Origin of the sequence: Nocardioides sp. SYSU D00065, assembly GCF_017916425.1 — a bacterium.
Classification (GTDB): domain Bacteria; phylum Actinomycetota; class Actinomycetes; order Propionibacteriales; family Nocardioidaceae; genus Nocardioides.
This window is the reverse complement of sequence record NZ_JAFMSX010000001.1, coordinates 925,171-938,633: the sequence shown is the minus strand read 5'-3', so window position 1 is coordinate 938,633 and position 13,463 is coordinate 925,171. Positions and strand designations below refer to the sequence as shown.

At 71.9% G+C, this 13,463-nt stretch carries 12 protein-coding genes; 6 read left to right on the top strand and 6 right to left on the bottom strand.

Going from position 1 to position 13,463, the window contains the following annotated elements; genetic code table 11:
* Nucleotides 1–10: 10 nt before the first annotated feature.
* The 3 genes from J3P41_RS04590 to J3P41_RS04580 are packed head-to-tail and all read right to left on the bottom strand — an operon-like array spanning nt 11 to nt 4,988.
* Nucleotides 11–2,161 carry an alpha-galactosidase gene (locus tag J3P41_RS04590; RefSeq protein ID WP_210649024.1) on the bottom strand — a complete coding sequence of 717 codons (2,151 nt, stop codon included), beginning with the start codon at nt 2,159–2,161 and terminating at the stop codon, nt 11–13.
* Nucleotides 2,158–2,967: a DeoR/GlpR family DNA-binding transcription regulator gene (locus tag J3P41_RS04585; RefSeq protein ID WP_210649023.1), complete on the bottom strand. Its 810-nt coding sequence runs from the start codon at nt 2,965–2,967 to the stop codon at nt 2,158–2,160. The genes J3P41_RS04590 and J3P41_RS04585 overlap by 4 nt, the downstream gene beginning before the upstream one ends.
* Nucleotides 2,967–4,988, bottom strand: a complete 2,022-nt coding sequence (locus tag J3P41_RS04580) for a beta-galactosidase (RefSeq protein WP_210649022.1) — start codon at nt 4,986–4,988, stop codon at nt 2,967–2,969. The genes J3P41_RS04585 and J3P41_RS04580 overlap by 1 nt, the downstream gene beginning before the upstream one ends.
* A 168-nt stretch (nt 4,989–5,156) precedes the next feature.
* Between J3P41_RS04580 and J3P41_RS04575 the strand changes: the two genes are divergently transcribed.
* The 3 genes from J3P41_RS04575 to J3P41_RS04565 are packed head-to-tail and all read left to right on the top strand — an operon-like array spanning nt 5,157 to nt 8,344.
* Complete coding sequence (locus tag J3P41_RS04575; protein WP_210649021.1) at nt 5,157–6,482, top strand: ABC transporter substrate-binding protein; 1,326 nt, start codon at nt 5,157–5,159, stop codon at nt 6,480–6,482.
* A 3-nt stretch (nt 6,483–6,485) separates the two neighbouring features.
* On the top strand, nt 6,486–7,415 hold the full coding sequence (locus J3P41_RS04570; RefSeq protein WP_210649020.1) for a carbohydrate ABC transporter permease: 930 nt from the start codon (nt 6,486–6,488) through the stop codon (nt 7,413–7,415).
* On the top strand, nt 7,412–8,344 hold the full coding sequence (locus J3P41_RS04565) for a carbohydrate ABC transporter permease (RefSeq protein ID WP_210649019.1): 933 nt from the start codon (nt 7,412–7,414) through the stop codon (nt 8,342–8,344). The genes J3P41_RS04570 and J3P41_RS04565 overlap by 4 nt, the downstream gene beginning before the upstream one ends.
* A 484-nt stretch (nt 8,345–8,828) precedes the next feature.
* Here J3P41_RS04565 and nagA read toward each other — a convergent pair whose 3' ends face one another.
* From nagA to J3P41_RS04550, 3 genes are read right to left on the bottom strand one after another with little or no spacing between them, the layout of a single operon-like run.
* Nucleotides 8,829–9,959, bottom strand: coding sequence for an N-acetylglucosamine-6-phosphate deacetylase (gene nagA / locus J3P41_RS04560; protein ID WP_210649018.1), 1,131 nt, complete (start codon nt 9,957–9,959; stop codon nt 8,829–8,831).
* Nucleotides 9,960–9,963: 4 nt separating this feature from the next.
* The gene (locus tag J3P41_RS04555) at nt 9,964–11,211 is read right to left on the bottom strand and encodes a PTS transporter subunit EIIC (RefSeq protein ID WP_307861829.1); all 1,248 of its coding nucleotides are present in this window, start codon (nt 11,209–11,211) and stop codon (nt 9,964–9,966) included.
* Nucleotides 11,208–11,978: a GntR family transcriptional regulator gene (locus J3P41_RS04550; RefSeq protein WP_210649017.1), complete on the bottom strand. Its 771-nt coding sequence runs from the start codon at nt 11,976–11,978 to the stop codon at nt 11,208–11,210. Before J3P41_RS04550 ends, J3P41_RS04555 begins: the two co-directional genes overlap by 4 nt.
* A 95-nt stretch (nt 11,979–12,073) precedes the next feature.
* Here J3P41_RS04550 and J3P41_RS04545 point away from each other — a divergent pair, with 95 nt between their 5' ends.
* From J3P41_RS04545 to J3P41_RS04535, 3 genes are read left to right on the top strand one after another with little or no spacing between them, the layout of a single operon-like run.
* Nucleotides 12,074–12,346: a glucose PTS transporter subunit EIIB gene (locus J3P41_RS04545; protein ID WP_210649016.1), complete on the top strand. Its 273-nt coding sequence runs from the start codon at nt 12,074–12,076 to the stop codon at nt 12,344–12,346.
* Entirely contained in the window at nt 12,343–12,813 is a 471-nt protein-coding gene (locus J3P41_RS04540; protein WP_307861828.1) for a PTS glucose transporter subunit IIA, read from the top strand. The genes J3P41_RS04545 and J3P41_RS04540 overlap by 4 nt, the downstream gene beginning before the upstream one ends.
* A complete protein-coding gene (locus tag J3P41_RS04535; RefSeq protein ID WP_210649015.1) occupies nt 12,810–13,463 on the top strand; it encodes an HAD family phosphatase in 654 nt (217 codons plus the stop codon). Before J3P41_RS04540 ends, J3P41_RS04535 begins: the two co-directional genes overlap by 4 nt.

The window sequence follows — 13,463 nt, the reverse complement described above, 5'->3', positions numbered from 1 at the left end:
GGCGGCGGCGCTAGTTCTTCACGTCCACGGCGAACAGGCGCAGTACCCGCGCGTCCTCGGGATGCATGACGGGGAGCGCAACACCCGTGCCGGCCAGCGCCCGTCCGGTCAGGACGCGGCCGGAGGCGGCCCAGGAGTCGGTCAGGTCGGCGCCGCCCGGCTCCGGCGGCATCTCCTCGACGAGCCGGTAGGCCCGGTCGGGGTCGAGCCCGGTCAGTCGCAGGGGCGCCGGGTGCTGCGTCGCCGTGGCCGCGACGGTCGCCACCACGAAGCACGCCTCGGAGCGGTCGGCGGCGACCACGCCGGTGACGAGCACCGCCGGGTCCGGGTGGTCGGGGTGCACCAGCGTGCCGCTGCCGATGATCGGGCGCACCTGTTTGTGGAGCGCGACCCAGTCGCGCAGCGCGGCCAGCTGCGACTCGTCGAGCGTGGTGACGTCCCACTCGATCCCGAACGAGTACAGCAGGGCGGCGGCTGCCCGGTAGCGCAGCGGATGGGTGCGCCCGGTCGTGTGGGAGGTGGGGCCGCCCACGTGCGAGCCGATGAGCTCCGGCGGCACCAGCAGCGACGTCCATCGCTGCAGGTGCTGGCGCTCCAGCGGGTCGATGGTGTCGCTGGGCCAGATCCGGTCGGTGCGGCTGAGCACCTCGGCGTCCACACGCGCCCCGCCCGAGGAGCACGACTCGACCTCGAGCGCGGGATGCGCCTCGCGCAGCTCGTCGAGCAGCCGGTACGCCGCCCGGGTCTGCCCGTGCACCGCGGGGCGGCCGGCGTGGGTGACGTCGGTGAGGTCGCGGTTGTGGTCCCACTTGAGGTAGGCGACGTCCAGCTCGTCGAGCAGCGCCAGGAGGGCCTCGCGCAGGTCGGCGTACGCCGCCTCGTCCTGCAGGTCAAGCACCTGCTGCTGGCGCCACGGCGGGGAAGCGGCGGCGCGACCGCGCAGCACGCGCTCGGGGTGCCGGCGCGCGGTCTCCGAGTCGAGGTTGACCATCTCCGGCTCGACCCACAACCCGAACTGCATGCCACGGCCGGTCACGTGGTCGACCAGCGGTCCCAGCCCGTGCGGCCACGCCTCGGGGTCGACCCGCCAGTCACCGAGCCCCCGGGTGTCGTCGCGGCGGCCGAGGAACCAGCCGTCGTCGAGCACGAAGCGCTCGACGCCGATCGACGCGGCCACGTCGGCGAGCTCGGCGAGCCGCTCCAGCGACTGGTCGAAGTAGACCGCCTCCCAGGTGTTGGCGATCACCGGGCGCTCGGTGCGGGCTCGCGGGGTGACCGCGCGGAGGTGGGCGTGGAAGCGGTGGCTGAGCGGGTCGAGCCCCCGATCCGACCACGACCCCAGCAGCTCCGGTGAGCGGTAGGTGTCGCCGGGGCGGAGCACCACCTCGCCGGGCGCCAGCAGCTCGCCGCCGCCGAGGAGGCAGTCGCCCTCGGGTGTGCGCTCGGCGTACGTCGTGTGGTTGCCGCTCCAGGCGGTGTGGACTCCCCAGACCTCGCCGCGGCCGAACGCGAAGCCGGGGGTGCCCGCCACCATCAGCAGGGTCGCGTCGTGCCCGGTGCGGCCGTGGCGGGCGTCGCGGCGATGGGTCCCCTGGACCCAGGAATGGCGCTGCGGCGTGCGCTCGCGACACCAGCGTCCGGTCAGGTCGAGCAGCTCGGTGGCATGCGCGGCGACGGGTAGGACGGTGAGGACGGAGGCGAGGTGCAGGTCGCCGTCGGCCGTGTTGGTGACCTCGGTGCGAGCGTGCAGCAGCCCGGCGTCGTCGAGGCGCAGCACCACCTCGACCCGCCAGCCGGCCTCGTCGTCGGTGACCGTGCACGTCACCCCGGCCGCGTCGTCGCCGCGCACCTCCCAGTCCACCAGGCTGGGTGCGACGGCAGCGGCGGCGCCGCCGACGCGGTGCCCGGCGAGAGCGGGGGTGCCGGAGAACCCGCGGGTGCTGTCAGGGACCAGCCCCGTGCGGCGCGGCACGTCGTACGACGACCGCGCGACGCCGGGCCGGCGGGCGGCGACCAGGTCCGCCAGCGCGGCGTCGTCGAGGTCGCCGAGCGCGGCACCCCAGTGCAGCAGCACCGGGACCCCGGCCTCGTCACGTCCCACCACGACGCTCACGCCCGCGCGGGTCAGGTGCACCGCGCCGGGCGCGGCCGGCGCGCTCATGCGTCCTCCGCCGCGTCGAGGGCGTCGTCGTCGACCGGGTCGACGACCACCAGCTCGCCGACGTGGTCGGCCAGCGCTCCGCTGGCCTGCGCGGAGAGGCCGGAGTCGGTGACCAGCACCGCTGCCTCGGACAGGCTCGCCATGCTGCTGAGCCCGACGACTCCCCACTTGCTGGAGTCGGCGCACACGATCAGGCGCCGCGAGCGCTCGATCATCGCCCGGTTGGTCTCCGACTCCAGCAGGTTGGGCGTGCTGAAGCCGGCGCGCACGTCCATGCCGTGCACCCCCATGAAGAACGCGTCGACGTGCAGCGTGCGCAGCGAGGAGACCGCAACCGGACCGACGAGCGCGTCGGACGGGGTGCGCAGGCCGCCGGTGAGCAGCACCGACGTGGTGGCGTCACCGGTGCGGTGCAGCACGTCGGCCACCCACACCGAGTTGGTGACGACGGTCAGGTTGGGGATGCGCGCGATGTGCTCGGTGAGGGCGTGGGTGGTGGTGCCGGCCGAGACCGCGATGGCCATCCCGGTGTGCACCAGCTCGGCGGCGGCTGCCGCGATCGCCTCCTTCTCGCGCCGCAGCTGCACCGACTTGGCGGCGAACCCGGGCTCGGACGACGACGGCTCGGCGACCGCGAGTGCGCCGCCGTGCACCTTCTCCAGCAGGCCGTCCCGGTGCAGGGCGACGAGGTCGCGGCGCACCGTCATGTCGGAGACGCCGAGCAGCTCGACGAGGTCGGTCACGCGGACGGTGCCGTCCCGGCTGAGCTCGGCCAGGATGCGTCCCCGGCGCTGGGCGGCGAGCATCAGGCGACCTGCCCGCCGGCAGCGGCCTCGCGTACCACCGCGACGCCGCCCGCTGCGACGACGAGGTCGCCGGCGACCTCCTGCCCGCTGACGAGCTCCACGCCGTGGACCGCCACCTCGGCGGGCTCGCTGTCGTGGTTGACGACGAAGAGCCAGCTCGCGCCCTCGCCCACCCGGCGGGTCACCTCCACCAGGGGGGAGGCGCCGGGGAGACGCTCGAGCCTCACCTCGGTGACCAGTCGCTCGACCAGCCGGTCGGTGCCGGCCGCGTCGAGCCGGGTGGCGACGTACCACGCGGCGCCAGCGCCGACCGGACGCCGGGTGATCGCGGGCAGCCCGGCGGCGGGTCCGTCGACGTGCGTGGCGACCGCCTCGGCCCCGGCGAGCTCGAGGTCCTCGGTCCACACGTCGGCCGTCACCGGCCCGCCCTCGAGGCCCTCGACCCGCACCTGCTGACCGGCGAGCAGCGGCAGGAACTCGGTGGTGCGTACGCCGAGCAGGTCGCGGAAGGCGCCGGGATAGCCGCCGAGGCGGACGTGGTCGTGCTCGTCGACGATCCCGCTGAAGTAGGTCACGACCACCGTCGCCCCGGCCTCGGCAGCAGCAGTGAGCGCCGCGGCGGTCGCGTCGGAGACGAGGTAGAGCGTCGGCACCAGCACGAGACGGTACGACGACAGGTCGGCGCTGGGGTGCACGACGTCGACCCCGACGCCGAGCGCCGACAGCGCCCGGTGGAGGTCCTCGGCGCGATCGCGGTAGCGCACGTCGACGGTGGGGTGGGAGTCCAGCTCGCACCCCCACCACGCCTCGTAATCGAACAGGATCGCCGCCTCGTTGCGCGCCGTGCTGCCGGCGACCTCCTCCACCGCGTCGAGGACGCGCGAGAGCTCGACCACCTCGCGCCACTGGCGGGTGTCGGTGCCGGCGTGGGGGAGCAGGCCGGAGTGGAACTTCTCCGCGCCCGCCCGCGACGCCCGCCACTGGAAGAACAGCACCGCGTCGGCACCGCGCGCCACGTGGGAGAGGCTGTTGCGGATCATCTCGCCGGGCGTCTTGGCACGGTTGCGCGGCTGCCAGTTGACCGCGCTGGTGGAGTGCTCCATGAGCAGCCACGGTCGCCCGCCGGCCGTGCCCCGCGTGAGGTCGGCGCTGAACGCGAGCTCGCGGTGCCCGCCGGCCTCGGCGGCGATGAGGTAATGGTCGTTGGAGACCACGTCGAGCTCGCGCCCCCAGCGCAGGTAGTCCATCTCCGCCGTCTGGCGCATGACCATGAAGTTGGTCGTCACCGGCACGCCGGGGGAGACCCGGTGCAGCACGTCGCGCTCGGCGACGAAGTTGTCGAGCAGCTGGTCGGAGGAGAAGCGCAGGAAGTCCAGCTGCTGGGTGGGGTTGGCGTGCGTGGGAGCGACCCGCGGCGGCAGCACCTGCTCGAAGTCGTCGTAGCGCTGGGACCAGAAGGCCGTGCCCCAGGCGTCGTTGAGCACGGCCACGTCGTCGTCGTACCGGCGACGCAGCCAGGTCCGGAAGGCGGCGGCGCTGACGTCGCAGTAGCAGCGAGCGTTGTGGCAGCCCAGCTCGTTGGACACGTGCCACAGGGCGAGCGCCGGATGCTCGGAGTAGCGTTCGGCCAACGCCGTGCACAGCGTCAGCGCGTAGTCGCGGTAGAGCGGCGAGCTCGGGCAGAAGGCCTGGCGCCCGCCCGGCCAGAGCGTACGGCCGTCGTGGGTCACCGGGAGCACCTCGGGGTGCCGGTGGGTCAGCCACGGCGGCGGGCTGGCGGTGGCGGTGGCCAGGTCGACCCGGATGCCCGCGCTGTGCAGCGAGTCCATCTGGTCGTCAAGCCAGCCGAACTCCCAGCGGTCCGGCTCGGGTTGCAGCCAGGCCCACGAGAAGACGCCGAGGGTGACCAGGTCGACCCCGGCCTCGCGCATCAGCGCGCGGTCCTCCTCGTGGATCTCGCGGGACCACTGCTCGGGGTTGTAGTCGCCGCCGAAGGCGAGCGCCGGCAAGGGGACGGGCATGCCGCCCACTGTGGCGACCCTCACACGACGAAGTCAACGCCCCCGAGTCGAAATCCGTTCGGAAGTGTTCGATCCGGTGTCGATTGGCGGCTCGGAGAGGCTTGACGTCGGTGTGAGGGGCGTCACATGCTGTGCACCCCTGTTTGATTTTGTCCCCAGGAGGCCGTCATGCCCCGTCCCCGTTCCGCCGCCGTCCCCCGCTCCGCCGTGGCCACGGTGGCCGCGACGCGGCGCTCCGTGATCCGCGGCATGGCGCTCAGCGGCCTCGCGGTGGGCGGAGCGAACCTGCTGGCCGCGTGCGGCGGCGACGACGGGCCCGCCACCGGGTCGGGAGCCACGGTGAAGTTCGGCATCAACGAGGCCGAGGGGGTCGGCGCCGCCCACGACCGGCTGGCCGCGATGGCGGCGGCGTACACCGAGGAGACCGGCACCAAGGTCGACCTCAACGCGGTGGACCACAACACCTTCCAGGAGAGCATCAACACCTACCTGCAGGGCACTCCCGACGACGTCTTCACCTGGTTCGCCGGGTTCCGGATGGCGCAGTTCGCCGAGGCGGGGCTGATCACCGACCTGAGCGACATCTGGCCGATCGAGGGGCTCGACGACTCCTTCAAGCAGGCCTCGACCGCCGCCGACGGCAAGCAGTACTTCGTGCCCGTGCAGTACTACCCCTGGGCGGTCTTCTACCGGAAGTCGGTGTTCGAGAAGAACGGCTGGACCGCCCCCGAGTCCAACGACGACTTCATGGCGCTCATGGAGGACATGCAGGGCAAGGGCATCACGCCGTTCGCCTTCGGCGACAAGGACGGGTGGCCGGCGATGGGCACGTTCGACATCCTCAACATGCGGCTCAACGGCTTCGACTTCCACATGAGCCTGATGGCCGGCGACGAGCAGTGGGACGGCGACGAGGTCAAGCAGGTCTTCGAGACCTGGCGCACGCTACTGCCCTACCACCAGGAGGACCCGCTGGGCCGCACCTGGCAGGAGGCGGCCACGGCCATGGGCAAGGGCGAGTGCGGGATGTACCTGCTGGGGACCTTCGTGGTCGACGCCCTGGGTGAGAACGGCGAGGACCTCGACTTCTTCACCTTCCCCGAGCTCGACCCGGCCATCGGCTCCGACGCGCTCGACGCCCCCATCGACGGGTTCTGCGTCGCGGCGGCCGGGCAGAACCAGGAGGCCGGCAAGGAGATGGCCAAGTGGCTCGGCAGCGCCGCGGCCGCCGACGCGGCCAACAACGGCGCCGACGCCCCCTTCATCGCCGCCAACTCCGGCGCGAGCACGGCGACGTACAGCGACCTGCAGAAGAAGTCGGCCGAGGTCGTCAGCGCGGCGGCCAACATCGCGCAGTTCATGGACCGGGACACCAACGCCGACTTCGCCAACACCGTGATGATCCCGTCCATCCAGGAGTTCTTGAAGAACCCCGACGACATCGACGGCGTCACGGCCAGCATCCAGGAGCAGGCCGAGTCGATCTTCGCCTGAACCATGTCCGAGACCACCGAGGCGCCGCCGCGCCAGGCGGCCGCGTCCCCTCCGGGCAAGCGCCGGCTACCCCCGCGCGACCGGCTCACCGTCGTCGCGATGATCACCGTCCCCACCCTGCTGGTGGTCGGGCTCGTCTGGCTGCCCGCGCTCGGCTCGGTGCTGCTGTCCTTCACCCGCTGGAACGGCTTCGGCGGCCTCGACACCATCGAGTGGGTCGGACTGCAGAACTACGAGGACATCACCACCATCTACCCCCCGTTCTGGCCGGCGATCCAGCACAACCTCATCTGGTTGGCGTTCCTCTTCGTCCTGCCGACGATCCTCGGGGTCGTGCTGGCGGTGGTGCTGGACCGCGAGATGCGGGGGAGCCGGTTCTACCAGACCGCCTTCTACATGCCCGTGGTGCTGTCGCTGGCGCTCATCGGCTTCATCTGGCAGCTGTTCTACTCACGCGACCAGGGGCTGATCAACCAGGTGTTCGGCACCACGGTCGACTGGTACGGCGACCCCGACGTGAACCTGTGGGCGGTGCTCGTCGCCACCGCCTGGCGCCACACCGGCTACATCATGCTCATCTACCTGGCCGGGCTGAAGGGCGTGGACGCGTCGCTGCGCGAGGCGGCCGCGATGGACGGGGCCAGCGAGGTGCGCACCTTCTTCCACGTGATCTTCCCGGTGATGCGGCCGATCAACATGATCGTGATCGTCATCGTGGTCATCGAGTCGCTGCGCGCCTTCGACCTGGTGTGGGTGATCAACAAGGGCCGCAACGGACTCGAGATCATCGCCGCGCTGGTGAGCCAGAACGTCATCGGCGAGGCCACGCGCTACGGGTTCGGCTCGGCACTCGCGGTGATCATGATGCTCATCTCGTCGGTCTTCATCACCCTCTACCTGCGCGTGGTGTTCAAGGAGGAGCGGTCCCGATGACGTACGAGACACCCGTCGCGACCCCGCCTCCCACCGCCGCGCCGGCGGCCGGGACCACGTCCCGTACGGGTGGGGTGCTGAGCAGCCCGCGCGGCACCGTCGTCACGGTGCTCGTCGCGGTGCTCGCGCTCGCGTGGCTCTTCCCGCTGGTGTGGGCGCTGGTCAACTCGTTCCGCGACTACGACTACACCCAGGCCAACGGCTACCTGTCGCTGGGCGGGTGGACGCTCGACAACTACGAGGAGGCGTGGGCCCGCGGCAACTTCGGGCTGCACTTCAAGAACTCGCTGCTCATCACCGTGCCGGCGGTCCTGCTCACCCTATGGCTGTCGTCCATGGTGGCGTTCGTGCTCGCGCGGTTCAGCTTCCGGTTCAACCTGACGCTGCTCGGCGTGTTCCTGGCTGCGAACCTGCTGCCGCCGCAGGCCCTGCTGATCCCGGTCTTCCGGCTGTTCCGGGAGATCCCGCTGCCGCTGTTCATGAGCGACTCCGGATCGATGCTGAACAGCTTCTGGTCGCTCATCCTGGTCAACACCGCGTTCCAGCTCGGCTTCTGCACCTTCGTGCTCAGCAACTACATGAAGACGCTGCCGCACGAGCTCTACGAGTCGGCCGAGCTCGACGGCGCCAGCGTGTGGCGGCAGTACTGGCAGCTCACCATGCCGCTCGTACGCCCTGCGCTGGCAGCCTTGGCGACGCTGCAGGTCACCTGGGTCTACAACGAGTTCTTCTGGGCGACCGTGCTGCTGCAGCAGGGCAGCAAGTACCCGGTGACGTCCGCGCTCAACAACCTGCGTGGCCAGTTCTTCACCGACACCAACCTGGTCGCGGCGGGGTCGATCCTGGTCGCGCTGCCGGTGCTGGTCGTGTTCTTCGCCCTGCAGAAGCAGTTCGTGTCCGGATTGACGCTGGGCTCGACGAAGGGCTGAGGTGGGTTGGTCCGGGGGTCCGGGCGTTCGGTGTTCGGGCGTTTGGGGGTCCGGGTCGCCGTTGCTTCATCACGGTATGTCGGCGAGCAGGCACTTCCCCAGGCGAACTGATCGAGGGAAGTGCCCATCCAGCGACGTACCTTGATGGAGCTGGGGCCGCTGGGACTCTTGGGATCGCCGGCCGGCCGGCGGTGCCGGCGCTGGTGCTTCATCACGGTATGTCGGCGAGCAGGCACTTCCCCAGGCGAATGCACCTAGGGGAGTGCCCATCCAGCGACATACCTTGATGAAGCTGGGGCCGCTGGGACGTTGGGATCGCCGGCCGGCCGGCGGTGGCCGGCGCCTGTGCTTCATCAGGGTATGTCGGCGAGCAGGCACTTCCCCGGGCGAATTCGCCGAGGGAAGTGCCCATCCAGCGACATACCGTGATGAAGCTGGGGCCGGTGGGGCGCTCGGGATCGCCGGCGCCCAACCGACAGCCCGGTCAGCCCGCGACCCAGGCCCCCGCCCGCATCACCCGGACCACCTGCAGGTCGTCGTCGAGCACGACGAGGTCGGCCCGGCGACCGGGTTCCAGCGCGCCCACGTCGCCCAGCCCCCACGCGTTCGCAGGCGTCGTGCTCGCAGCGCGGACGACGTCGATGAGCGGCAGGCCGGCGGTGCGTACGGCGTGGCGCACGGCGGCGTCCATGGTGAGCGTCGAGCCGGCGATCGCCCCGCGGCCGTCGGCGGCGGCCAGCCGGGCCACGCCGTCGCGGACCTCGACGGTCATCGGTCCGAGCCGGTAGTCGCCGTCCGGAGCGCCCGCTGCGGCCATCGCGTCGGTGACCAGGATGCAGCGCCCCGGCTTCGCGGCGAACACGGTGCGCACCAGCGCGGGGTGCAGGTGCACGCCGTCGGCGATCAGCTCGACGTCGACGGGCGCGTCGAGCAGCGCTCCGACCGCGCCGGGGTCGCGGTGGTGCAGGGGCCGCATGGCGTTGAACAGGTGGGTGCCCAGCGGCGAGCCGGCGTCGAGCGCCGCGCGCGCCTCGTCGTACGTAGCGTCCGTGTGGCCCACCGCGGCGACCACGCCGGCGGCGGTGAGCCGCTGCACCGCCTCGATCCCGCCCGGCAGCTCCGGGGCGAGGGTGACCATGCGTACGGCGCCGTCGCCCGCGGCCAGGAGCGACTCCACGGCTGCCGGGTCAGGGGCGGACAGCGCACCGGGCTGGTGGGCGCCGGAGCGCTGGGGACTGAGCCACGGACCCTCGAGGTGGATCCCGGCGAGGAGGCCGTCGTCGACGAGCAGGCCCAGCTCACGCACGGCGGCGGTCATCCGCGCCGGCGTGTCGGTGACCAGGCTGGCCGCCATCGACGTCGTGCCGTGGGCGAGGTGGGCGGCGGCCACGACGCCCGCCGCGTCCGCCGTACCGGCGTCGAAGGACGCGCCGCCGCCGCCGTGCACGTGCAGGTCGACGAACCCGGGGACGACGGTGGCCTCGCCCAGGTCGAGGTCGGCCGCGCGCGGCGGCGCGCCCTCGCCCACCGCGGCGATGCGGTCACCCTCGACGGACAGCCACCCCGGCGCGAGGATCCGCGCCGGGGTGACCACCTGCCCTGCGGTGAGGATCACCCGCTCAGGCCTTGTTGTCCTGCTCGAGGACCGAGCCGCCGCCCGCCGCGTCGTCGTCCTCGCGGCCGGGCGTCTTGAGGTTCCACTTGCGGATGACGAACCGGAAGAGGAAGTAGTAGACCGCGCCGTAGGCCAGGCCGATCGGGATGATGAGCAGCGGCTTGGTCGCGATGCCGAAGTTCAGCACGTAGTCGAACAGGCCCGCCGAGAAGCCGAAGCCGTCCTTGATGCCGAGCGCGTTGGTCAGCGCCATCGACGAACCGGTCAGGAACGCGTGGATGACGTAGAGCGGGAACGCGACGAACATGAACGCGAACTCGAGCGGCTCGGTGACGCCGGTCAGGAACGCCGTCAGCGCGGCGGAGAGCATGATGCCGCCGACGAGCTTCTTGTTCTGCGGCTTGGCCTCGTGCCAGATGGCGATGGCCGCTGCGGGCAGGGCGAACATCATGATCGGGAAGAAGCCGGTCATGAACGCGCCGGCGGTCGGGTCGCCGGCGAGGAAGCGCTCGATGTCGCCGTGGTAGGTCTCCCCGCCGGAGGTGTACTCGCCGAAGATGAACCACGGCGGGTTGTTGAGGATGTGGTGCAGGCCGAGCGGGATCAGCAGCCGGTTGATGGTGCCGTAGACGAAGCCGCCGAGCACCGCGTTGTCGGTCACCCACTCGCCGAGGCCGGTGATGCCGGCGTCGAAGGCGGGGTAGACGAAGCTCATCAGCACCGAGACCACCAGCATCGCGAAGGCGGTGAGGATCGGCACGAACCGGCGACCGCCGAAGAAGGCGAGGTACGGCGGCAGGGAGGTGCGGTAGTACCTCTGCCACAGCCAGGCGCTCACCAGGCCGGACACGATGCCGCCGAGCACCCCGTAGTTGATGAGCTCGTCCCCGTCGAGGATGACCGGCGACATCGCGTCGCCGACGCCCTTGAAGACGAGGTAGCCGACGACGGCGGCCAGCGCCGTCGAGCCGTCGGACTTGCGAGCCATGCCGATGGCGATGCCGACCGCGAACAGCAGCGGCAGGTTGGCGAACAGCGCGTTGCCGGCCGCGCCGACGACGGCCGCGACGTCGACCCAGCCGAGGCCGTCCGCGCCGAGCAGGTCGGCTTGGCCGAGCCGCAGCAGCAGCGCCGCGACGGGGAGTGCGGCGATGGGCAGCATGAGGCTGCGGCCGAACTTCTGCACGGGCGCGAGGTTGAACCTGCGCTTCTCTGGGGCGGTGCCGCTCGCGGCGGCGTCCTGGGTTGTCACGAGGATGCTTCCCTTCCGGTGGTGCTGGTTTTCCCGGTGGCGCCGTTGTCGGCGCCGAGGTTCATGTGGACCTGGTAGCGGTCGCCGCGGTAGCGCGAGACGACGTACTCGACGGGTCGGCCCGCGGCGCTGGAGATGCGGCGGAAGACCAGGAGCGGGGTGTGCACGGGTGCCTCCAGTCGGCGGGCGGTCGCGCCCTCGGCCGCCTCGCCCCACAGCGTCTGCTCGGCGACGTCGATGACCAGGTCGTAGTGCGCCGCGAAGAGCGTGTAGAGCGAGCCGCTGAGGTCCTCGGTGTCGAGGGCGGGCAGGAGGGCGCGCGGGTACCAGCCCTGCTCGATGGCCATCGGCTGGCCGTCGGCCAGGCGGACCCGGTCGATGCGCCAGGCGGTCCCACGCGCACCCAGGCGCAATGCGTTGGCGACCTCGGCCGGCGGGCGCTCCTCGTCCACCAGCATCAACCGGGTCGACGGCTCGAGCCCGCGCCGGCGCATGTCCTCGGAGAATGACGCGAGGTGCAGCCGGCTCTCCACGCGCGGCCGCGCCACGAACGTGCCCTTGCCCTGGATCCGGTGGAGCAGGCCGCCGGCCACCAGGCTGTCGATGGCCTTGCGCACGGTGGCGCGCGAGACGTCGTACGTCGCCATCAGCTCGCGCTCCGAGGGGATCGCGGTGTCCGGCCCGAGCTCACGCGTCGCGAGGTCGGCCAGCACGTCGCTGAGCTGCGCGTGCTTGGGGCGGGGACCCTCGTCGATTCTGCGGGCCATGCCGTCCTCTCGACCTCGTGCCGACGAATTGGTACGGTCTGGTACGTACCAGCCGTCGAGCATCGCGCTGGCGCCCGGAGTTGTCAAGGACCACGATGGTGGTCGGCATCGACGGCACCACGGAAGGAACCCAGATGAGCAGCAAGGCAGAGCAGATCCTCGCCGGCCTCGGCGGCGCGCAGAACGTCGTGGAGATCGAGGCCTGCATCACCCGCCTCCGCACCGAGGTCAAGGACGGCTCCCTCGTGGACCAGGCCGCCCTCAAGGCCGCCGGCGCCCACGGCGTGATGGCCAGCGGCACCGTCGTGCAGGTCGTCGTCGGCCCCGAGGCCGACAACCTCGCCGACGACATCGAGGACCTGATGTGACGGCTCCCTCCGTCCGCGTCCTCGCCCCCTGCCCCGGCCGGGTGCTGGCGATGGCCGACGTGCCCGACCCGGTCTTCGCCGAGGAGATGGTGGGCCCCGGGGTCGCCATCGAGCCGGACGCCGGCCCGACCACCGTGGTCTCCCCGATCGCCGGCACGGTCGTCAAGGTGCTGCCGCACGCCTTCGTAGTGCTCGGCGACGGCGTCGGCGTGCTGGTGCACCTCGGCATCAACACCGTGCGGCTGCGCGGCGAGGGCTTCGAGGTGCACGCGACCCAGGGCAGCGAGGTCGCCGCCGGTGACCCGATGGTGACCTGGGACCCGTCGACGCTGCCCGCGTCCGCCGACGGGCAGGACGTCTCGCCCGTCGTGCCCGTGGTCCTCATGGACGCTCAGAAGGGCTCCGTCACCAGCGACGCGATCGGCAGCGCCGTCGCGGCGGGCGACGTGCTCTTCGTCACTCCATGAGCCGACCTCTCGCCGGTGTCTCGGCGCTCCTGCTGGACCTCGACGGCACCCTCGTCGACTCCGAGCCGCTGCACCGCCGCGGCTACGAGGCGTTCTTCGCCCACAAGGGCTGGGACGTCCCCGACCTGACGATCTTCACCGGCCGGCGCGCCGAGGACGTCTTCGCCACCGAACCGGGTCCGTGGGCCGGGCTCGACCCGGCGGCCGTCCTCGCCGAGGTGCTGCTGCACGTGCCCGACGAGGCAGCGCTGGCCGTGCCGGGCGCGCGCGAGCTGATCGAGGCGGCCCGCGCCACCCGTACGCCGGTCGCGATCGTCACCTCCGCGGGCCCCGCCTGGGTGGAGCGCTCGCTGGTGGAGTCGCTGTCGCTCGGGCTCGACAGCGTCGACGTGGTCGTCACCGCCCGCGACGTCGTGGACGGCAAGCCGCACCCGGCGGGGTTCGCGCTCGCCTGCGAGCGTCTGGGCGCCGATCCCGCGCAGGCGCTGGCGGCCGAGGACTCGCCGGCCGGCGTACGAGCCGCGCTGGGCGCCGGCGTACGACAGGTGCACGGCCTCAGCACCAGCCACGCGCCCGAGGTGCTGCTCGAGGCCGGTGCCGTCGAGGTGCACGACGACCTGCGTCCGCTTCGGGCCCTGCTGGACGGCTGA